The 20,299-nt window shown below is 71.8% G+C and carries 14 protein-coding genes; 4 read left to right on the top strand and 10 right to left on the bottom strand.

Translation table 11 applies throughout. The annotated features are described in order from the left end of the window. Positions 1–981: 981 nt before the first annotated feature. The 3 genes from purD to FL583_RS32125 form a co-directional block, all read right to left on the bottom strand. Positions 982–2,226, bottom strand: a complete 1,245-nt coding sequence (gene purD / locus FL583_RS32135) for a phosphoribosylamine--glycine ligase (protein ID WP_142708632.1) — start codon at positions 2,224–2,226, stop codon at positions 982–984. Positions 2,227–3,532: 1,306 nt separating this feature from the next. Then, entirely contained in the window at positions 3,533–4,861 is a 1,329-nt protein-coding gene (locus FL583_RS32130) for an aspartate aminotransferase family protein (protein ID WP_142708631.1), read from the bottom strand. Positions 4,862–4,871: 10 nt separating this feature from the next. Next, on the bottom strand, positions 4,872–6,353 hold the full coding sequence (locus tag FL583_RS32125; RefSeq protein WP_142708630.1) for a CoA-acylating methylmalonate-semialdehyde dehydrogenase: 1,482 nt from the start codon (positions 6,351–6,353) through the stop codon (positions 4,872–4,874). 78 nt (positions 6,354–6,431) lie between these two features. On the opposite strand from FL583_RS32125, the gene pdxR reads away from it, so the two are divergent. Beyond that, on the top strand, positions 6,432–7,868 hold the full coding sequence (pdxR, locus tag FL583_RS32120) for a MocR-like pyridoxine biosynthesis transcription factor PdxR (protein WP_142708629.1): 1,437 nt from the start codon (positions 6,432–6,434) through the stop codon (positions 7,866–7,868). On the opposite strand, the gene FL583_RS32115 is transcribed toward pdxR, so the two are convergent. Genes FL583_RS32115 through FL583_RS32095 form a run of 5 tightly spaced genes read right to left on the bottom strand, consistent with a single transcriptional unit; the run spans position 7,839 to position 13,609 of the window. Then, entirely contained in the window at positions 7,839–8,876 is a 1,038-nt protein-coding gene (locus tag FL583_RS32115; RefSeq protein ID WP_142708628.1) for a hypothetical protein, read from the bottom strand. The genes pdxR and FL583_RS32115 overlap by 30 nt on opposite strands. Then, positions 8,873–9,922, bottom strand: coding sequence for a transporter substrate-binding domain-containing protein (locus FL583_RS32110; protein WP_142708627.1), 1,050 nt, complete (start codon positions 9,920–9,922; stop codon positions 8,873–8,875). Before FL583_RS32110 ends, FL583_RS32115 begins: the two co-directional genes overlap by 4 nt. A gap of 41 nt (positions 9,923–9,963) precedes the next feature. Next, positions 9,964–11,064: a low temperature requirement protein A gene (locus FL583_RS32105; RefSeq protein WP_142708626.1), complete on the bottom strand. Its 1,101-nt coding sequence runs from the start codon at positions 11,062–11,064 to the stop codon at positions 9,964–9,966. Positions 11,065–11,074: 10 nt separating this feature from the next. After that, complete coding sequence (locus FL583_RS32100) at positions 11,075–12,265, bottom strand: baeRF2 domain-containing protein (protein WP_142708625.1); 1,191 nt, start codon at positions 12,263–12,265, stop codon at positions 11,075–11,077. A gap of 57 nt (positions 12,266–12,322) precedes the next feature. After that, positions 12,323–13,609 carry an adenylosuccinate synthase gene (locus tag FL583_RS32095; RefSeq protein ID WP_142708624.1) on the bottom strand — a complete coding sequence of 429 codons (1,287 nt, stop codon included), beginning with the start codon at positions 13,607–13,609 and terminating at the stop codon, positions 12,323–12,325. Between the two features lie 48 nt (positions 13,610–13,657). Between FL583_RS32095 and FL583_RS32090 the strand changes: the two genes are divergently transcribed. Then, entirely contained in the window at positions 13,658–14,518 is an 861-nt protein-coding gene (locus FL583_RS32090; protein WP_170323975.1) for a diacylglycerol/lipid kinase family protein, read from the top strand. Between the two features lie 240 nt (positions 14,519–14,758). Then, positions 14,759–17,116, top strand: coding sequence for a hypothetical protein (locus FL583_RS32085; RefSeq protein ID WP_205752655.1), 2,358 nt, complete (start codon positions 14,759–14,761; stop codon positions 17,114–17,116). Here FL583_RS32085 and FL583_RS32080 read toward each other — a convergent pair. After that, positions 17,081–17,821, bottom strand: coding sequence for a TetR/AcrR family transcriptional regulator (locus FL583_RS32080; RefSeq protein ID WP_240746884.1), 741 nt, complete (start codon positions 17,819–17,821; stop codon positions 17,081–17,083). The genes FL583_RS32085 and FL583_RS32080 overlap by 36 nt on opposite strands. 142 nt (positions 17,822–17,963) lie before the next feature. On the opposite strand from FL583_RS32080, the gene FL583_RS32075 reads away from it, so the two are divergent. Further along, positions 17,964–19,685, top strand: a complete 1,722-nt coding sequence (locus tag FL583_RS32075; RefSeq protein WP_142708621.1) for an MFS transporter — start codon at positions 17,964–17,966, stop codon at positions 19,683–19,685. 48 nt (positions 19,686–19,733) lie between these two features. Here the strand turns inward: FL583_RS32075 and FL583_RS32070 are convergent, their stop codons facing one another. Continuing rightward, positions 19,734–20,156, bottom strand: coding sequence for a DUF3151 domain-containing protein (locus FL583_RS32070; protein ID WP_142708620.1), 423 nt, complete (start codon positions 20,154–20,156; stop codon positions 19,734–19,736). Positions 20,157–20,299 lie beyond the last annotated feature (143 nt).

The raw sequence follows: 20,299 nt of genomic DNA, 5'->3' as shown, positions 1-20,299 counted from the left end.
GGCCCGGAGACCCCGGAAACTCGTAAGACCGCGGACTGCCCTTCACGAGGATTGGAGGCGCAGGCATGCCGGCGTGGCAGCGGGAGGCGGGTTCGGCGCCAGCCGGGTGGCCCGGTAACGACGAGAGATCAGCGATGCGCGGCCGCGAAGCGGGTGCCGAGGGCTCGGAACAAAGCACAGATACGAGGGCAGTGGGAGTGTGGGCGCGGGATCGGGACCGCGGGTCGTGAGATCACGAAATCGCGCGGTCCGAGGAGGTACGTCACGGACGAGGCGGAAGGCGCGGGCGGAGGCGTACCGCACAGACCGACGCCGGCCGCGCAGCCACTGACCCAGGCGCCGCCCTACCGCCTCTGACGCCGCCCCGGCCGACCCACCTGCTCCCGACCCCCCGTCTCCGGCCCGCCGACCCACTCCCGGGCGGCCCCAGCCCGCCGACCCCAGCCCTCTGCCCGGCCCCGGCCCTCTACCCTGTGTCCGGCCCCGGGGCCTCAGCCCCAACCCGGCCCGCCGACCTCAGCCCCGCCCCTACCCGGCCCGCCGGCACTGGCTGACCGCACCGGTCCCGGCCCAGCCCGACCCCCGGCCCCGGCCTCAGCCTGTCGCACTGGCTGACCGCGCCGGTCCCGGCACAGCCCGACCCGGCGCGCCGACCTCAGCCCAGGCCCCAACCCGGCCCGCTGGCACTGGCTGACCGCACCGGTCCCGGCCCAGCCCGACCTCCGGCCCGCCGACCTCGGCCTCAGCCCGGCCCCGGCCCCACCCGGCCCGCCGACCTCAGCCCGGCCCGCCGGCACTGGCTGACCGCACCGGTCCCGGCACAGCCCGACCCCCGGCCCACCGACCCCCGGCCCCGGCCTCAGCCCGGCCCGGCGACCCCGGCCCGCCGACCCCCGGCCTCGGCCCGGCCCGCCGACCCCCGGCCTCAGCCCGGCCCGCCGACCCCCGACCGGCCGGCCCGCCGGGGCGCGGCTCGCGCGGCTAGCTGACTGCTACCTGGTTCGACTCGGCCTTCGCGGCAATGTCATTCCGATACTGGGCACCCTCGAAATGGATCCGTTCGAGCTTCTCGTACGCCTCCGCACGGGCCGCCGGCAAGTCCGACCCGACTGCCGTCACCGACAGGACCCGGCCGCCGCTTGTCACCAGCTCTCCGGCTTCATTCCTGGCCGTGGCTGCGTGGAAGACTCCCGGCTGGTCGGCGCCCGTGATGACGTCTCCGCTGTGAGAACCGGCCGGGTAGCCGGCCGACGCCATCACTACGGTGACCGCGGCTCCGTCTCGCCACTGGAGGGGCGGGTGGGACGCCAGTTTGCCGGTCGCGGCTGCGCACAGGAGGCCGCCCAGGGGCGTTTCCAGCATGGCCAGGACCACCTGCGTCTCCGGGTCGCCGAACCTGGCGTTGAACTCGATCACCCGGGGGCCTCGGGTGGTGATGGCCAGGCCCACGTACAGGACGCCGACGAACGGGGTGCCTCGACTGGCCAGGTCTTTGAGCGTCGGCGTCACCACGTCTCGCATGACCTGGTCTACGCAGCCCTCGGGCAGCCAGGCCAGCGGGGTGTACGCGCCCATGCCGCCGGTGTTGGGGCCCTCGTCGCCGTCGCCGATGCGCTTGAAGTCCTGGGCGGGGAGGAGCGGGACCGCGGTGGTGCCGTCGGAGATGACGAACAGTGACACCTCCGGGCCATCGAGGAACTCCTCGATGACGACGCGACCGCAGTCTTCGGCGTGGGCGAGCGCCACCGCTTTGTCGTCGGTGACCACCACGCCCTTGCCGGCCGCCAAACCGTCGGCCTTGACGACGTACGGGGCGCCGAACAGGTCGAGTGCGGCGGCGACCTGGGACGCGTCGTCGCAGGTGCGGGACTCGGCGGTGGGGACCCGGGCCGCGCTCATGACGGCCTTGGCGAACGACTTCGAGCCTTCGATGCGGGCGGCGGCGGCATCCGGGCCGAACACCGGGATGCCCTCTTCGCGCACCATGTCGGCGACGCCCGCCATGAGCGGAGCCTCCGGGCCGATCACCACCAGTTCGGCGTCGACCTGCCGGGCGAGGGCCGCCACGGCGTACGGGTCGGTCGCTTTGACCGGCTCGATCTGGGCGACGGCAGCGATGCCGGCGTTGCCGGGAGCGCACACGAGACGCTCGACGGCAGGGTCAGCGGCCAGCGATACGCACAGGGCGTGTTCACGGGCACCGGATCCGATAACGAGGACGCGCACGCGACGAGCCTACTGACGCCCCCGTCCGCCCGGTGCCCCGCCCGGCCCGCCTGTGGACGACCACCCGACGAGAACCGGCCCTCCCGGCCGAACCCGCTCAGACGAAGCGCGGATCCGCAGACCCGCACCCGCGAGCCCGCGGACCCCACCCGCGGCTCCCCGCGCCCAACCCCCGGACCCCACCCGCGGCTCCCCGCGCCCAACCCCCGGACCCCACCCGCGGCTCCCCGCGCCCAACCCCCGGACCCCACCCGCGGCTCCCCGCGCCCAACCCGCGGACGCGACCCACAGCTCCGCGAGCCCCACCCGCGGACCCGCAGACCCCAACGACCACGAACTGCATAACCGCGGCAGCCGCGTTCCGCGGCCGTGCCCCGACACACCCACCTGCCCCGACGCACCCACGCCAACCTGGCCCGGCCCGCCTCGGCCGGCCAGAGACCCAGGCGCGCCGGCCCGCCCGGCATCTGCCAGCCGGCCCGCCGAACGAGGCCCGAACGGAACCCGCCTCCCCACGAGCCCCCGCCCCACGAGCCCCCGGCCCACAGATCCCCGCTCCTCCAGCCCTCGGCCCGCGGCCCTCCGGCCCGCAACACCCGAGACCCCCCGACCCGCCACGCCCGCGACACCCAAGACCCCCCGGCCCACGAGGCCTGCGACGCCCGCGACCCCCCGACCCACGAGCCGAACCAACACCGCGCGATGCGCGGCCACCCCCACCGCCCCGGAAAGCGCCCCGGACGAAAAAGCCCCCGACGAAGAAAACCCCGCCGTAGAAGATCCCGCCCTAGAAGATCCCGCCGTAGAAGACCCCGAAGAAGCGCCCGCAGAAGACCCCGACACAGAAGACTCCGCCCGAGCCGCCACCCAAGCCTGCACCTCAGCACTCCGCCCGAGCCGCCACCCGCCCAACCCCAACATCGGAATCGTCAGCAAATCGGCCAGCGTCAACCCGTGATCACTGTCCAGCGTCCACAGCACGTGACCCTCCATGGCCCCGTTCCCGAGCACCCAGACCACGGCCAGAACCACCAACGCCGACGCACACCGGCAGCTACCACGTGCCGCGCCGATCGCAGTTCCCAGGGACAGCGCAAGCACACAGAGCGGTAGGGACACGTTTTGAGTAGATCATGCCCTTTACAGATAAACTGCACCGTTTCATTAACGCGTCGTAACCACCAGGCGTACTAACGAGGACGCGAGGAGCACTCCCCCAGCCCGACGCGACGAGCGGAACGACCCGGCCGCAACCAGAACGGGGCCGGTCGCGAACGCGACCGACCCCGACCAGGCAGGCGTAGATCTACACCGCAAAACGGTCCAGCAGGGTGAACACCTCGTCGAGGATCGCGAGACCTTCTTTGACCTCGCCCTCGCTGATCGTGCACGGAGGCACGACGTGCATCCGGTTCATGTTGACGAACGGGATCAGACCGCGCTTCTTCGTCTCGGTCAGCAGCTCCGCCATCGGGGCGTTGTCCGGACCAGCGGCGTTGAACGGAACCAGCGGTTCCCGGGTCGAACGGTCCCGCACCAGGTCCAGCGCCCAGAACACACCCAGGCCGCGGACCTCTCCGATCACCGGGTGCCGCGACGCCAGTTCACGCAGCCCGGGCCCGATCACGTCCTCGCCGACCGCGGCCGCGTGCGAAACGATGCCCTCGTCGGCCATCGCGTTGATCGTCGCGACCGCGGCCGCCGCCGCCAGCGGGTGCCCCGAGTAGGTCAGCCCACCCGGGAACGGACGCTCCGCGAACGTCGCCGCGATCTCGTCCGAGATGATGACGCCACCCATGGGCACGTATCCCGAGTTCACGCCCTTCGCGAACGTGATCAGGTCCGGGGTGACGCCCCAGTGGTCGACCGCGAACCACTCGCCGGCCCGGCCGAATCCCGCCATCACCTCGTCGGCGATGAACACGATCCCGTACCGGTCGCACAGCTCACGCACGCCGGCCAGGTACGACCCCGGCGGCACGAGGATGCCGGCCGTGCCCGGGATCGTCTCGAGCACGATGGCCGCGATCGTCGACGGGCCCTCGAGCTGGATCGTCGCCTCCAGGTGCTCGAGCGCCCGAACGCCCTCCTCCTCTTCCGAGGAGGACCAGAACGGCGACCGGTAGGCGTACGGACCGAAGAAATGGTGCACGTCGGTCGCGATGCCGTCGTTGGGCCAGCGGCGGGGGTCACCGGTCATCTGGATCGCCGTCGCCGTGTTCCCGTGGTAGCTGCGGTAGGTCGTGAGGACCTTCCGCCGCCCGGTGTGCAGGCGCGCCATCCGGACCGCGTTCTCGTTCGCGTCCGCGCCGCCGTTGGTGAAGAACACCTTGTTCAGGCCTTCCGGCGCGCGTTCGACGATCAACCGCGCCGCTTCGCTCCGGACGTCGTTGGCGAACGCCGGCGCCACGGTGCACAGACGAGCCGCCTGCTCCTGGATCGCGGCGACGACCTTCGGGTGCTGGTGCCCGATGTTCGTGAACACCAGTTGCGACGTGAAGTCGAGGTAACGGGTGCCCTCCTCGTCCCAGACGTAGGAGCCCTTCGCCCCGTCGATCACCATCGGCTTGATCAGCGTCTGCGCCGACCAGGAGTGAAAGACGTGGGCCCGGTCTAGTTCGTAGGTCCGGCTCATGAAGAAACTCCTACTTGTTCTGCGGGAAGCCGAGGTCCACACCCCGGTGCGACGGGTCGGGCCACCGGGTCGTGACCACTTTCCCCCGGGTCCAGAACCGGACGCCTTCCGCCCCGTACATGTGGACGTCGCCGAAGAGCGAGTTGCGCCAGCCCCCGAAAGAGTAGGTGGCGACCGGCACCGGGATCGGGACGTTGATGCCCACCATGCCGACCTCGACGTCCAGGCCGAACTGGCGGGCGACACCGCCGTCGCAGGTGAACAGCGCGACGCCGTTGGCGTACGGGTTGCTGTTCACGAGGTCCAGAGCCTCGTCGTAGGAGGAAGCGCGCACGACCGAGAGCACCGGGCCGAAGATCTCGTCGGTGTAGATCGTCTGGTCTTTCTGCACGTTGTCGAAGAGCGTGGGGCCGACCCAGTAGCCGTCGCCTTCAATATCGATGTCGCGCCCGTCTGCCACCAGCGTGGCGCCAGCTTCCGCCCCCGCGTCGATGTAGCCGCGCACCTTGTCGCGGTGGGCTGCGGTGACCAGCGGGCCCATTTCCGACCCCGAAGCGTCGCCCGGCCCGACCTTCACCGCCGGAATCCGGTCGGCGATCTTGGCGACCAGCTGATCCCCGATCGCCCCCACGGCCACGACCACCGAGATCGCCATGCAGCGCTCACCGGCCGCGCCGTACCCCGCCGACACCGCCGCGTCGGCGGCCAGGTCGAGGTCGGCGTCCGGCAGCACGACCATGTGGTTCTTCGCCCCGCCGAGCGCCTGGACGCGCTTGCCGTGGGCGGTCGCGGTCTCGTGGATGTACTTCGCGATCGGCGTCGAGCCGACGAAGCTCACCGCGGCGACGTCCGGGTGGGTGAGCAGCCCGTCGACCGCGACCTTGTCGCCGTGCAGCACGTTGAAGACGCCGTCCGGCAGCCCGGCCTCGGCCCAGAGCTCGGCCAGCCGCACGCCGGCCGACGGGTCCTTCTCGCTCGGCTTGAGCACGAACGTGTTCCCGCAGGCGATCGCGATCGGCGACATCCACAACGGCACCATCACCGGGAAGTTGAACGGCGTGATGCCCGCGACGACCCCGAGCGGCTGGCGCACCGAGAACGAATCGACGCCGGTGGAGACGTTCGGGGAGTTGTCACCCTTGATGTGCTCGCCGATGCCGCAGGCGAATTCGACGATCTCCAGGCCCCGGGCCACCTCGCCCTTGGCGTCGGGAATCGTCTTGCCGTGCTCGCGGCTGATGATCCGGGCCAGCTCGTCGGTGTTGCGGTCGAGCAGCTCGCGGAACGCGAACAGGATCCGGGTCCGCTGGGCCAGCGAGGATCGTTTCCACGACTGGAAGGCCGCGCGCGCGGCGGCAACTACCTCGTCGACGTCGGATTGCGCGGCGAAGGCCACCGTCGCGATCTGCGAACCGGTGCTCGGATCGAAGATCGGCCCGGTTTGCCGGCCCTCGGCCGGTTTGCCGCCGATCCAGTGCGGGACGGTGCGCATGGGTGTCTCCTGTCCTTGGCTTGATGCCACCGTGACCCGGATCTGGACCAGTCACAAGATCCAGTTCATGCTGTTGTAATGAGTCCAGTTGCCCTCGACCGCGGCAGCGGGGTGCCGCTGTACCGGCAGCTACGGGCCGGTCTGCAGGACGAGATCCTCTCCGGGCGGCTCGGCGCCGAGGGGCGGTTGCCCTCCTCCCGCGAGCTCGCGGTCTCGCTCGGCGTCTCCCGCAACACGGTCGTCACCGCGTACCAGGAACTGATCGCCGAGGGGTACGTGACGCCCCTCCCCCGGTCGGGCCTCACGGTCAACGCCGAGGTGCGTCCGGCGCTGCCTCCGGCCGCGGTCCGGTTCGATTGGGACGCCCGGCTGGCGCCGGTTCTGGACGACGACCTACCGATCTCGCACCGCCCCCGGGACTGGCAGCGCTACCGCTATCCGTTCCTCTCCGGCCAGCCGTCGGCCGACCTCTTCCCCCGCCGAGCCTGGGCCCGGGCCCTGCGCGGTGCCCTGGAGGGCTCCAACTTCTGGCCGAGCCTGTCCGACCTCGGCGACGCCGACGATCCGATGCTGGTCGACGCCCTGTGCCGGCACATCCTGCCGGCCCGGGGCATCGACGCCGACCCGTCGCAGGTGCTGGTGACGCTGGGGTCGCAGCAGGGCCACTCGCTGGTCGCGGGCGAGCTGCTGGGGCCGGGTCGCCGGCTGGCGGTCGAAAACCCGGGCTACCCGGACGTCTGGCACATCGCGGTACGCACCGGCGCCACGCTGGTGCCGCTGGCCGTCGACGGCGCCGGGCTCGTCCCCGGCCCGGAACTGGCTTCGTGCGACGCCGTGGCCGTCACGCCGTCGCACCAGTACCCGACGAACGTGACGCTGACGATCGGGCGCCGCCACCAGCTGCTGGACGCCTCACCGGACCTGGTGATCATCGAGGACGACTACGACGCCGAGTTCCGCTACTCGGGTTCGCCGACGCCCGCGCTGAAGGCCCTCGACCGGCGGGGCCAGGTGATCTACCTCGGCAGCTTCTCGAAGTTCCTGGCCCCCGGCCTGCGGCTGGGGTTCCTGGTCGCCGACGCCCGGCTGGTGGCCGCGCTGCGGGAGCGGCGCCGGTTCCAGGTCCGGCACGCGCCCGGCCAGCAGCAGCGGGCGCTGGCGCTGCTCATCACGTCCGGCGACTACGCGCGGGCACTGCGCCGGGCCCGGACGATCCTGCGTGACCGCTGGCGCCGCACGGTCGCCGCGGTGGAGACGCACCTGGGCTGGGGAAGAGCCGATCAGTTCCCGGCCGGCGGCACCGCGTTGTGGGTGCCCGGGCCGCCGTCGCTGAACAGCCGCAACCTGGCCGCGGCCGCGCGGGCCCGGGGCGTCCTGATCGAGCCCAGCGACGCCTACCACCTGCGCGAACCGCGCCGGCTGAACGCGGTCAAGATCGGCTTCGCCAGCGTCCCCACCGACCTGATCGCCGACGGCATCGCCGAGCTAGCGGCGGCCTTCGACCGGTCGGCCTAGGCAGCGCGGGTCGGGCTCCTCGGTCACCGACCGGGACGGTGCCAGCCACGACAGCATGGCTCGCTCGACCTGCCAGCCGTGCACCTTCACCGCGCTGTACGGCGGGTCGAGGGGATCCGGGCACAGCACCTGGCTGATCACCGCGTCGTTCGGCACGAACTCGACCTTGCCCCCGGACTCGAGCAGCGTCGTCGAGCGGTCGTCGATCGTGATGACCTGGCCCCGCACGACCGTGACGTTCTGCTGCGTACCGACGGCGTCCGCGACCGGCGCCTTGATCTCCACCGCCACCGCGGGAAGCACCGGCGCCTGGACGAAGATCGCCGCGACCAGGATCGGCCCGATCACCAGCCCGGCCATCGCCACCCAGTGCGTCACCAGCCGGGCGCTCGGCGCGGGCACCGGCCCGGTCAGGAACGGCAGCCCGAGCACGGGCGCCAGCAACAAGAAGCAGGTCTCGGGCTCACCAGCACGAACAGCGGCCCAGGCCGCCGGCCCGAACAAAATCAACCCGAGCAGCGAACACACCACCGGCACGATCACACACGCCAGCCGGACGAGGTTCGGATGGTCTTCGTACCGCAGCCGGACGTCCAGCGCGAAGATGACGATCAGCAGCATGCCGAGCGTCGGCAGGAACCGCAGTTGCCAGGTGACCGCGGCCACCGCGAACGCCGACAGCACCACCCACCCCGGCGTGCGCCCGGCCGCCCGGGCCAGCCACGACCGGCCGGCGTCGATCGAGCTGACCAGCAGCAGACCGCCGAGCGCGCGCCCGACCAGGATGAACACCGGCGGCGCCCAGATCAGCGTGATCAGCAGCGAGCCGATCAGCCCCAGCGGGCTGACGTTCTGCACCAGCAGCAGCATCGTCTGCAGGTCCTGGCGGCTCAGGTACCAGAGCCGCAGCACGAGCAGGAGCAGCGGGAACGCCGGCAGCGCGGTGAGCAGCCACTGCTGATCACGCCCGCGCCGTCGACGCGGCGGCAGCATGATCGGGCCGGTCACCGCTCGTCCTCCCACGGCCAGATGCGCACCGCCGGTCGTGAGACCTCGGGCTGCTTGGCCACCGCGACCTGCTGCGGCATCGCGAACGGCTGCTCCGGACGGAGGTAGGTGTCGTAGGCGTTCTCCCAGCGCCGGTCGGCCGGGTCGGTGTAGGACCGGTACAGAGCGAGGTTCACCAGGGTCGCGAGCGCCTTGTTCGTGCCGACGTTGATGCCGTAGAGCTCGCTGCCCTCGGCGCCGATGTCGTGGATCTGGAACGTCTTCGGTTCCTTGGCGACGAACCCGGCCAGGATCGCCGCGTCGGTCGACACGGCTTCGTAGGCGCCGGACCGCAGGCCCTTCACGCACTCGCTGATCTTGTTCTTGCCGGCCGGCACCACGCCGGCCCGACGGAGGTTCTGCGCCGACGTCGTCGTGTTCAGCGTGCAGACCTTCTTGCCGGCCAGGTCGGACAGCGCCTCGACCTTCGCGTGCGGACGCCGGGTCAGCACCGACTGCTCGGTGCGCAGGTACGGCGCCGAGAACGTGACGTCGGGGTCGGCCTTGCGTTCGGGCGTGATGCTGAACGTGGCCACGACGAGGTCGACCGTGACGATCTTGTTCGTCTTGACGTCGAGCGCCTGTCGGCGGGCCCGGTCCTCGCTCTCGATCGTCAGGAACTTCACGTCGTCCGGCGCGAAGCCCAGATCGGCGGCGACCAGGTACGCGATCTCGACGTCGAAGCCTTTGTAGACGCCGTTCTGCAACAGCGCCATCCCCGGCTGATCGTCCTTGACGCCGATCAGCAGCTGACGCTTGTCGAGCAGCCCGGCCTGGCGTCGCAGGTCCTGTTCGGACGGCGGCCCGACGCCGCTGACCGTCACCGCCGCGACGACGACGGCCCCGACCAGCAGCACGACGACGACCGCCAGCCGGAGCAGACGGGCGGCGAGCCCCAGACCGTCGAATTTGGATAAGGTCCGCTGCCCGCTCGCCCATCTCGGTGGGAGGCGGGGCTCCAGCGGCGGCGGGAGCTCGGTCGGCTCAACGCCCTCCTCATCCGTCATACCGCCGTTATAGCCGCACGTCGCACGCGCTGCCGACCCGGCTACGCCTCGGCCGCGGCCTTCGTGAATACGTCGGAGGCGACCGACGCCACCACGATCGCGAGCACCACCGCGAGCTCGGCGGCACCGGCCACCGCGTGCCCGAGCGGTATCGCGAGCAGCGTCAACACCGCCCCGACCAGGCGATTCGAGGCCCCCGGCAACCCCAGGGACACGCGGAACAACCCGTGTCCCAGCAGATACAGCCCGACCCCACCGGCCAGCGCGACCGCGGCGAACCAGTGCGCCTCCTCGGTCGGATGTCCGATCGTTTTCTTCACCCCGGCCGCAAATACGACGACGCCCAGCAGCATCGGCGCCAGCGAGTAGAAGTACGAGTTCAGCGCCGGCCGGGCCCGCTGGTCCGGGGCGCGGGACTCGAGCGCGTGCTCGGCCCGCTCCTCGTCGTCGGTGTAGTACGCCCACCACAGCCCGGCCGTCACGGCCAGCGCGAGCAGCGCGGTGAGCACCACCGCGGGCGAGAGCTCCAGACCGCTCACCCCGACGCCGATCGCCACGATCGACTCACCCAGCACGATGATCAGCAGCAACCCGTACCGCTCGACGAAATGCGCCACCTGCACCCGGAACAGCCGCACCGGCGCGAGGAACGGCGTCGCGGCCAGCAGCACCAGCGCTATCGTCCAGAACACGTACTCGTACCCGACGAACCCGGCCACCAGCAGCAGCACGGCCGACACCAGGTTGAACGGCGCGATCCGGAAGATGCCCGCGACCGAGCTGGTGTTCGCGCTCCGCATGAACAGCCCGGTGTGGACGAGCACGACGACCAGGTACCCGAGGCCGAACAGGGTCACGCTCGACGGGATCCCCAGCGCGATCAGCAGGAACCCGGCCATGCCCAGCAACATCAGCAGCCGCCGCACGAGCCGGTCCGGCGCCACCGCGTTCGCCAGCCACACGTAGCCGCCGTAGATCCACTGGATGAGGCCGAACATGAGAACGACCCGAGCTAACCCACGGAAGCTCGGGTCGTCGACCAGGACGGTCGTGAGTTGGGTGATCGCGAAGACGAAAACCAGGTCGAAGAAGACCTCGAGGCTCGTTACGCGGACGATCGGTTCGTAGGTCTCCGAAGTCACCCGGCCAGTTCTAGTAGATACCGGCCCCCGGACGCCGCAGGATTACCGCTACCCCGTCGGTGAACTCGACCTTGGGCGGCTGCGGCAGGTCGTCGGCCGGCGCCGCCGGCGCCGGTGCGGCTCCGAGGTCTTCGTCGGTCGACTGCTCGTCGACGATGATCTCGAGCTTCGCTCCGGACGCGGCCAGCGCCCGCACCAGCGCCGCGTCGGCCCGGTCGTGCTCGATCGGCGAGACGCCGAACTCCTCGAGCGTCCGATCGGCCAGCGCCACCTGCAGCGGCTCGGGGCCCACGGCGACGGTCAGGTCCGAGTGCCGATCGTCGACGAGGAACGCGGTGTCGACCATTCCCTCCCGCAGCGCCCCGAACAGCGCTTCCAACCCCTGAGCGGCGGTGTCCCGGGCGTAGCCCGCGCCCAGGTGCTCCAGCAGGTCCGCCCGCGCCGACGCGACCCGGTTGCCCAGCAGCGCCGTCACCTCGGACTCCAGCCGCGACGGGTCGGACCCGGCGGCCCGCGAGCCGGCCTCGGTCTCCACCGCCAGCTCGGACACGTGCGGGGGCAACTCGTCGCGCAGCAGACCGCGGGCCCGGACGTCGCCGGCGATCACGACGAGCCGGGCGTGCACCGCGTCCACCACCCGGGTGACCTCGGACGCCACCGCGGCCGCGTTGTGCTCCCAGGCCACCTCGACCGCGTGCTGGTAGCGCAGCGCCGACCAGCCGCCGCCCGGCACCTTGTGCAGCGGCCACTGGTCGGGCCCGGCGACCGAGTCGCTCAGCAGCGGAGCGCCCGGGCTCGCGAACGCGGAGACGTCGGCCCCGGCGCGGTCCACGACGACCACCACGTACGGCAGCGGCTCCGGGTACTGCCTCAGCAGCGGCATCAGGTGCGGCAGCGGGGAGACCCGGGCGATCGGCCGGCGCGGCGGCTCGGGCAACGTCCGATCCAGCAGCACCTCGCCGTGGGCGGCCACGAACACCCGCCCGGCCGACCCCACCGACGGGCCCTCGTCCGAAGCCGCCTTGTCGAGCGCCGTCAGCGTGGCCTCGTCCGCACCCTGGCCGACCAGATCCCGACGCGCGTCCTGCCACGCGACGTCGATCTGGCGCGACGCCCCGGGCGTGTTGTGGCTCGCGTCCAGATAGACGGTGACGAACGGACCGGGCCGGACCGCGAGCTCGGACAGGAATTCCAGCTCCACGCTGATCTCCTCCTCGGGGGTGAGCTTGTACCCCTCGGGTTACCCCGGCCCGGCGATTCAGACCAGGTCGCGCACCACAACATTCTGCTCGCGACCCGGGCCCACGCCGATCACGCTGACCTGCGTCCCCGACAGCTCCTCGAGCCGGGTCACGTACGCCTGCGCGTTCTTCGGCAGGTCGGCGAACGTCCGGACGTCGGACAGATCCTCCGACCAGCCGTCGAGGTACTCGTAGACCGGCGTCGCGTGGTGGAAGTCGGTCTGCGTCATCGGCATGTCGTCCATGCGCTCGCCGTCCACGTCGTAGGCGACGCAGATCGGCACCCGGTCGAGGCCGGAGAGCACGTCGAGCTTGGTCAGGAAGATGTCGGTGAGGCCGTTGACCCGGGTCGCGTACCGCGCGATCACCGCGTCGAACCAGCCCGTGCGACGGTTCCGCCCGGTGGTGACGCCGACCTCGCCGCCGACCTTGCGCAGCCGCTCGCCGTACTCGTCGAGCAGCTCGGTCGGGAACGGACCCGACCCCACCCGGGTCGTGTACGCCTTCAGGATCCCGATCACCTTCGTGATCCGCGTCGGGCCGATCCCGCTGCCCGCGCAGGCCCCGCCCGCGGTCGGGTTCGACGACGTGACGAACGGATAGGTGCCGTGGTCGACGTCGAGCAGCGTGCCCTGGGAGCCCTCGAGCAGCACGGTCTCGCCCCGCTCGAGCGCCTTGTTCAGCAGCAGCCGCGAGTCGGCGATGTGGGGGCGGAGCCGCTCGGCGTAGCCGAGGTACTCGTCGGCCACCGCGGCCGGGTCGATCGCCTTGCGGTTGTAGACCTTGACCAGGATCTGGTTCTTCTCGCCGAGCACGGTGTCGAGCTTGCGGCGCAGGATGCCCGGGTCGAGCAGATCGGCGACCCGGATGCCGATACGGGCGAGTTTGTCGCCGTAGGCCGGGCCGATGCCCCGCCCGGTGGTGCCGATCCGGGCCTTACCGAGGTAACGCTCGGTCACCTTATCGAGCGCGCGGTGGTGCGGCATGATCAGGTGCGCGTCGGCCGAGATCTTCAGGTTGCTGACGTCGACCCCGCGCTCGATCAGCCCGTCCATCTCGCCGATCAACACGGCCGGGTCGACGACCACACCGTTGCCGATCACCGAGGTCGCGCCGGGCGTCAGGATGCCGGACGGGATCAGGTGCAGCGCGTACTTCTCGCCGTCGGGCGTGATGACCGTGTGTCCGGCGTTGTTACCGCCCTGGTACCGGACCACCCACTGCACTTTGTCTCCGAGGAGGTCGGTGGCCTTGCCCTTCCCCTCGTCTCCCCATTGGGCACCGACAAGCACGATCGCGGGCATACGGTCCTCCATCAACCCAGGAATGGATTACATGTAAGGCTAACTAACGTGGACGTGCTGCTTCTCGCCCCGGGTCCTGGCGTCGCCACCCGGGTACCCGTGTTGTCCTGTCGCGATGCGCTCCGCGCGGGGGCGAACGTCGAGGTTCTCGAGCTCGATTCGGACTCCGAGGTCGACGACGCGATCAAGCGGGCCTCGGAGGACGAGGCTCGGCTGGTGATCGCCGGCGGTGACGCGCAGTTGCGCGCCGTGCTGCGCCGGATGGTCCGCCGTTCGCTGCCGCGCGGTGGCGAGCGTCCGGCGGAGCTGCCGAGCGACCGCACCGTGCCCGACCTCCCCGCCGTCGGCGTGCTGCCTCTGGCCCCTGCGGACGACGACCTGGCGACGAAGCTGGGGCTGCCGCGGTCCCCGTCGGACGTCGCGGCCGCGGTGCTCAGCGGCGTCGACCGGCGGGTCGACCTGCTGCGCAACGACGGCGGGTCGGTGACGCTGCACGGCGCGCTCCTCGGCGGCGCCGACGAGCACGGCCGGCCGGTGGCCTGGCACGCCCGGATCGACGTCGACGACACCCCGCTGTCCGACGGCACCGAGCCGCTGCTGGCCTGCGCGGTCGCCAACGCCGACGGCTACGGGTCGGTCGGCGGCCTGCCGCTCGTCGTCACCGCGGACCCGGCCGACGGCGTCCTGGAGGTCGGGCTCGCGCTGCCTGCGCGTCCGGCTCGCGGCCTGTTCGGCCGTCGTCGCGCGCACGGTGAGATCGAGGTCCGCCGGGCGCGCGGCCGCGCCGTCGCCTTCACCATTCAGACGGACGATGGGGTACCGGTCACCGACGACGGAGCGGACGGAACGGTCACCAAGAAACGAACCTGGTGGATGGAGCGCGGAGCCTGGGCCGTCTACACCGGGTAGCCTGCTCACGGGTCGAACTTCAAGCCACATCGTTAGGGGTTCCGTTCCGTGCAGAGCACGCCAGCCGACGGTCGTCCTCCGCAGGGGGCGCAGACGGACGACGTTCCCGGCGAACCTTCCGCGATCGGATGGCCCGAGCCGTCCTCGAACGCCCCCGAACAGCCTCCGAACGGTGCCGCGCACCTGCACTCCGGGTCGGGCTGGGTGGAGACGCCGACCGGGAGCAACGGTGTGGTGCGAGTGGCCGAGACCCCAGAGGTCCCGGGCGCCCCAGACGTCCCGGGGCACCCGGACGTCCCGGGGCACCCGGACGTCCCGGGGCACCCGGAGGTCCCGGCGCAGCCGGAGGGGGTCGTGTCCGGGCCGCCGATCGCGCCGGAGCCGCCGCAGTGGCCGACGCCGGAGAGCCCCCAGTCGACGCACGTGCCTGATCCGGGGTTGAACGCGCCGACGGTGCCGGGGTTGGCGCCGGAGGAGACCTGGCAGCCGCCGTCAGCCCAGGGCTGGCCGGGAACCCAGCCGGATCCGGCTGCGCCGCAGTCGGGGGTGCCGCAGCCTCAGTCCGGGGTGCCGCAGCAGCAGTGGGAGCCGGGGGCGCCGCAGTGGCCGGCGCCCGAGCAGCAGTGGCCCGGGCAGCAGGCTCAGCCGCAGTGGGGTGAGCAGCCGCCGGCCTGGCCGGGGCCGGAGAACCAGTGGCCCGCGCAATCGCAGTGGCCGGCTCAGTCGCAGTGGCCCGCGCAGTCCGACTGGCCCGGCCAGAACCAGTGGCCGGCGCCGGGTCAGCCGGGGGCCGGGCAGTGGCAGCAGCCCGGCGGGGCGCCGGGAGAGCAGCAGTGGGGCCAGCCGCCCCAGGAGGGTCAGTGGCAGCACCCGGGCCAGCCCGGTCCGGGCCAGCCGGCTCCAGGCCAGCCGGGTTCGGGCCAGCCGAGTCCGGGCCAGCCGAGTCCGGGCCAGCCGAGTCCGGGCCAGCCGAGCCCCGGGCAGTGGGAGCAGCCGGGGCAGCAGGCCCCGGGGCAGTGGGGGCAGCAGGCCCCGGGGCAGTGGGAGCAGCCGGCCGCCGGGCAGTGGGAGCAGCCGGCGGCGGGGCAGCCTTGGGGCCAGCCGGGCGCGCAGCCGCCCGCGGAGGGCCAGTGGCAGCAGCCGGGGCAGTGGGAGCAGTCGGCGTTCGACCAGTCGTGGGGGCAGCAGCCGCCAGCGGCGCAGTGGCCGCCCACGGCCGACCAGCAGTGGACCCCACCACCGGGCCAGCAACCGGTCTCCGGCCAGCCCTTCCCGGGCCAGCCTTTCCCAGGCCAGCCTTTCCCGGGCCAGCCGACCTCCGGCCAGCCGATCTCGGGCCAGCCGATCTCGGGGCAGCCGATCTCGGGGCAGCCGGTCTCGGGGCAGCCCGTCTCGGGGCAGCCGGTCTCTGGGCAGCCGGATCCGCTCACGTCCCCGACCTGGCCGACCGCCGAGGGCCAGCCGACCGAGCAGCTCAACCAGTTGCCGCCCCAGTCCGGCCCACCGGCGCCCGGTGCTCACGGCCTGAATCGACCGGCCGACACGTACTCCTACCGCCCCGCGCCCGACGCCGGCGTCGAACGTCCGCCGGCCGACCCGAACCCGGCCGCGGGCCAGCCGGACTGGCGCACCAACCCGGCCGCCCCCACGTTCGATCGCTCGGAGGCGCCCCCGACCGCCGAGGAGTTCGCGGCCCGGCGCGCGCACCGCCCGCGGCCGCCGGAGCCCACGATGGGCATGCCCGCGCTGATCCGCCGGGTCACGTTCGGCACGGTGAGCCCGCAGCTCTCGAAGCGCGAGATCGACTTCCGGGACGCGGTGGCCAAGGTCCGCCGCAACTTCGGCGGCCTGCGCCAGGTCACGGTCGTCAACCCCAAGGGCGGCGCGGGCAAGACCGTCGCCGTGCTGATGACCGCGATGACGTTCGGTCAGAACCGGGGCGGCTACGTCCTGGCCTGGGACAACAACGAGACCCAGGGCACGCTGGGCATGCGCTCCCAGCAGGACTACCACGTCCACACGGTTCGCGACGTCCTCCGCGCGCTGCCGAGCTTCCAGCAGACCAGCGGCAAGGTCGGCGACCTGACCCCGTTCGTCCGCTCGCAGGGCGAGGCGATGTTCGACGTGCTCGCGTCGGACGAGTCGGCGACCGCCGGTGAGATGCTCACCGCGGACGCGTTCAAGAACATCCGCGAGGTCGTCGCCCGGTTCTACAAGCTGATCGTCGTCGACACGGGAAACAACGTCCGGGCCGAGAACTGGCAGGCCGCGATCGACGCGACCGACCAGCTGGTCGTCACGATGTCGGCCCGTGGCGACTCGGCCGAAACCGCGGCCCGCATGCTCGACCACCTCGACCAGACCGGACGGCACGAGCTCGTGCGCCGGGCGGTCACGGTCGTGGCCATGGCGGCCAGCCGGAAGGACGTCGACCTGCCGGCGATCCAGCGGCACTTCGCCGCCCGGACCCGGGCCGTGCTGCTGGCGCCGTACGAGAAGCTGCTCGATTCGGGCGAGCCGATCCGCTACGGCGAGCTGTCGACACGAACCCGCAACGCCTGGCTACGCATCGCCGCCGCGATCGCCGAGGGGCTCTGAGGCTTTCGCCTTCAGGCCGGTCAACAGCACGTCGAGCCCGAACGCGAAGCGCTCCTCGCCGCCTCCGGCCGTGAGCTGGTGCGCCAGCTCGGCGATGTTCGGGAACCGCTCGCGCGGTAGCGCTGCGAAGTAGTCGCCGAGGTTCTCGAAGTACTTCGCGCTGCCTCGTTCGTCGCCGAACGTCGCCGCGTAGAGGCCGCTCTCGTAGGCGTCCGCGGTGACGTAGTCGAAGAGCAGCGGGCCGGCCCAGCCGACGAGATGGTCGGGGAGGCCGAACTTCCGCAGCAGGCCGTAGACGTGGTCAGTCAGCCGCATCGCGTTCTGACCCGTCGGCACCCGGCCCCAGAGCGCCTTGGCCGCGTCGCGGTGGGTGGCCAGCACGTCCCGGGTGACGTAGAGCAGCCGGAGCAGGTCCTGGCGGAGGTCACCGGTCGGCTCGGGGATCTCGACCTCGCTGAAGATCCGGTCCATGACCGCGTCGATCAGGTCGTCCTTGTTGTCGACGTGGGCGTAGAGCGACGCGGCGCCGGTGCCGAGTTCCTGCGCCACCCGGCGCATGCTCATCGCGTCGACGCCCTCGGCGTCGAGCACCCGCAGCGCCGCGTCGACGATCTGGTCGTAGCTCAGCGCACGACGGGGCGGGGCAGCCCTCTTCCGCTCGCGCTTCCACTCCCGCTTCGCGTCACGCCACGGCCGCGCCGGCATGTCGTCCAACAGACCTCCTCAGTAACTCGGCGACGAGCCTCGACGAACACTGTACTTGACACGAACGGTGTTCGATCGTAGAACGGTGTTCGTTATAGAACACCGTTCGTTAAACGAACATCGTTCGACAGAGAGCGAACTCATGACTTCCGACGCCTCGACATCGCCGGTCGACGCACCATCGCGGCCGCCGGACGGGTACCGCGCAGGCGGGCGCCTGGCCTGGTTCGCGCTGGCCGTCGTCCTCGTCGCGGAGGTGATGGACCTGCTCGACAGCACGATCGTCGGGGTGGCGTCCCCGGCGATCCGGGACGACCTCGGCGGGACCTACTCGTCGATCCAGTGGATCGCCGCCGGGTACACGCTGGCGTTCGCGGTCGGTCTGATCACCGCGGCCCGGCTGGGCGACCTCTACGGGCGCAAGCGGCTGTTCGTCCTCGGAGTGCTGGGCTTCACGCTGAGCTCGGCGGCGTGCGCGCTCGCCGTTTCGCCGGGCATGTTGATCAGCTTCCGGATGGTGCAGGGCGTGTTCGCCGCGCTGCTGATCCCGCAGGGCTTCGGGCTGGTCCGGGCCGCGTTCCCGCCCGAGCAGCTCGGCAAGGCGTTCGCGCTGTTCGGGCCGGTGATGGGCCTGTCCGCGGTGGCCGGGCCGATCGTCGGCGGCGCGCTGGTGGACGCCGACCTGTTCGGCACCGGCTGGCGGATGATCTTCCTGATCAACCTGCCGCTCGGGATCGTCGCGCTGATCGGAGCGCTGACCGTTCTGCGGGAGGATCGGTCGTCCTCGGCCGAGGGGCTGGACCCGGTGGGGACCGGGCTCGCCACCGCCGGAGCGTTCCTGCTCGTGTTCCCGCTGGTGCAGGGCAACGAGCTGGACTGGCCGGCGTGGATCTTCGGGTGCCTGGCGCTCGGCGTGCTGCTGTTCGTGGTGCTGGCCCGGCACCTCGTACGGCGTTCCCGGGCGGGGCGGACGCCGCTGGTCATGCCGAGCCTGTTCGGTAAGCGGAGCTTCAGCAGCGCGTTGATCGTCGGCCTGCTGTTCTTCGCGGCGATGACCGGGCTGATGCTGGCGCTCACGCTCTACTTGCAGATCGGCCTCGGCTACAGCCCGCTGCGGGCCGGTCTGACGGTCGGGCCGTGGCCGTTCGGGATCGCGATCGGGGCCGTGCTCGCGATGGCCGTGCTCGTGCCGCGGTTCGGACGCTGGGTGATCATCGGGTCGTCGCTGGTGATGGCGGCCGGGATCGCCGGGGTCTGGCTCACGCTCGAGCTCGCCGGTTCGTCGGTGAGCAGCCTCGACTTCGCCCCGGCGCTGCTGGTCGCCGGCATCGGCATGGGCGGCGTCGTCTCGCCGTTCTTCGACATCGCGCTGGGGGACGTCGACGACGACGAGGTGGGGTCGGCGAGCGGGTTGCTCAACGCGATTCAGCAGCTCGGTGCGTCGATCGGGGTCGCGGTGCTGACGACCGTGTTCGTCGGGCTGCTCGGCGGGGCTGCGTCCGGTGGGGTCTCGTCGGTGACGCCGGCCCTGCGGGCCGAGCTGGTCACCGCCGGTGTGCCCGCGGCTCAGGTTCCCCAGGTCGTCGAGCAGTTCCGGACGTGTGTGCACGATCGGGCCACGGCGGACGACCCGGCGGCGGTCCCGGCGAGTTGCCGGGGGACGGTGTCACCGGAGGTCGGCGCGGTGCTGGCGCAGGAGGGGCAGGCGGCGAGCAGGGAGATCTTCACCGACGCGGCGAAGAAGCTGCTGCTGATCGACGCCGGACTGCTCGTCGTCCTGAGCGGTTTGTCGTTCCTGCTGCCCCAGAAGGCGCGGCCGGAAGAGGACCTCGCTGTTCCGCCGGCGGAGCTGGCGTCCGTATAGGCACGACAACGGCGGGCCACCCTCGCGGGGCCCGCCGTTGGCGGTGGGTCAGATGCGGTCGGCCGCGGAGGGGTCCGAGTCGCGGAGGAACTGGGCGCAGCGGGCGGCCTCGTCGGACTCGCCGATCTCGAGCGCGGCGCGCGCGAGCGCGTTGAGCGACCGGAGGAAGCCCTGGTTGCCCTCGTGCGAGAACGGCACCGGGCCGTGGCCCTTCCAGCCGTTACGGCGGAGCGCGTCGAGCCCCCGGTGGTAACCGGTGCGGGCGTAGGCGTAGGAGGCGACCGCGTCGCCCTTGCCGAACGCCTGGTCGGCGAGAACCGCCCAGGCGCCGCTGCTGGTGGGGTACCGGGCCGCGACCGCGGACGGGTCCTCCTCGCCGGCGGCCGCCGCCCGGACCGCCTCGAGTTCCTCCGGGTCCTCCGGCAGGAGCGTGGCGGGCGGCTGCGGGAGGAGGTCACGAGGAAGGCTCATGGGTTCATCCTGACGGGCGGGAGGACGTGGCAGAACCACGGCTCCTCCAGGTGTGGGCAGTATTACGCGACGCATCCTGGTCACTAGCGAGCAATAACAACTCATTGGCCGAAACCATGCCGCGCGTTCCGTGGAAACTCCGT

Origin of the sequence: Cryptosporangium phraense, assembly GCF_006912135.1 — a bacterium.
GTDB lineage: Bacteria > Actinomycetota > Actinomycetes > Mycobacteriales > Cryptosporangiaceae > Cryptosporangium > Cryptosporangium phraense.
The sequence above is the reverse complement of the archived record's forward strand: the minus strand, read 5'-3'. Positions and strand labels throughout refer to the sequence as shown.

What these genes read in the sequence shown, in the direction of transcription:
- FL583_RS32130 (WP_142708631.1), bottom strand. Translation starts at nt 4,861, where the DNA reads ATGAGCCGGACCTACGAACTAGACCGGGCCCACGTCTTTCACTCCTGG.
- FL583_RS32125 (WP_142708630.1), bottom strand. Translation starts at nt 6,353, where the DNA reads ATGCGCACCGTCCCGCACTGGATCGGCGGCAAACCGGCCGAGGGCCGG.
- pdxR (WP_142708629.1), top strand. Translation starts at nt 6,432, where the DNA reads ATGAGTCCAGTTGCCCTCGACCGCGGCAGCGGGGTGCCGCTGTACCGG.
- FL583_RS32110 (WP_142708627.1), bottom strand. Translation starts at nt 9,922, where the DNA reads ATGACGGATGAGGAGGGCGTTGAGCCGACCGAGCTCCCGCCGCCGCTG.
- FL583_RS32095 (WP_142708624.1), bottom strand. Translation starts at nt 13,609, where the DNA reads ATGCCCGCGATCGTGCTTGTCGGTGCCCAATGGGGAGACGAGGGGAAG.
- FL583_RS32080 (WP_240746884.1), bottom strand. Translation starts at nt 17,821, where the DNA reads ATGCCGGCGCGGCCGTGGCGTGACGCGAAGCGGGAGTGGAAGCGCGAG.
- FL583_RS32075 (WP_142708621.1), top strand. Translation starts at nt 17,964, where the DNA reads ATGACTTCCGACGCCTCGACATCGCCGGTCGACGCACCATCGCGGCCG.
- FL583_RS32070 (WP_142708620.1), bottom strand. Translation starts at nt 20,156, where the DNA reads ATGAGCCTTCCTCGTGACCTCCTCCCGCAGCCGCCCGCCACGCTCCTG.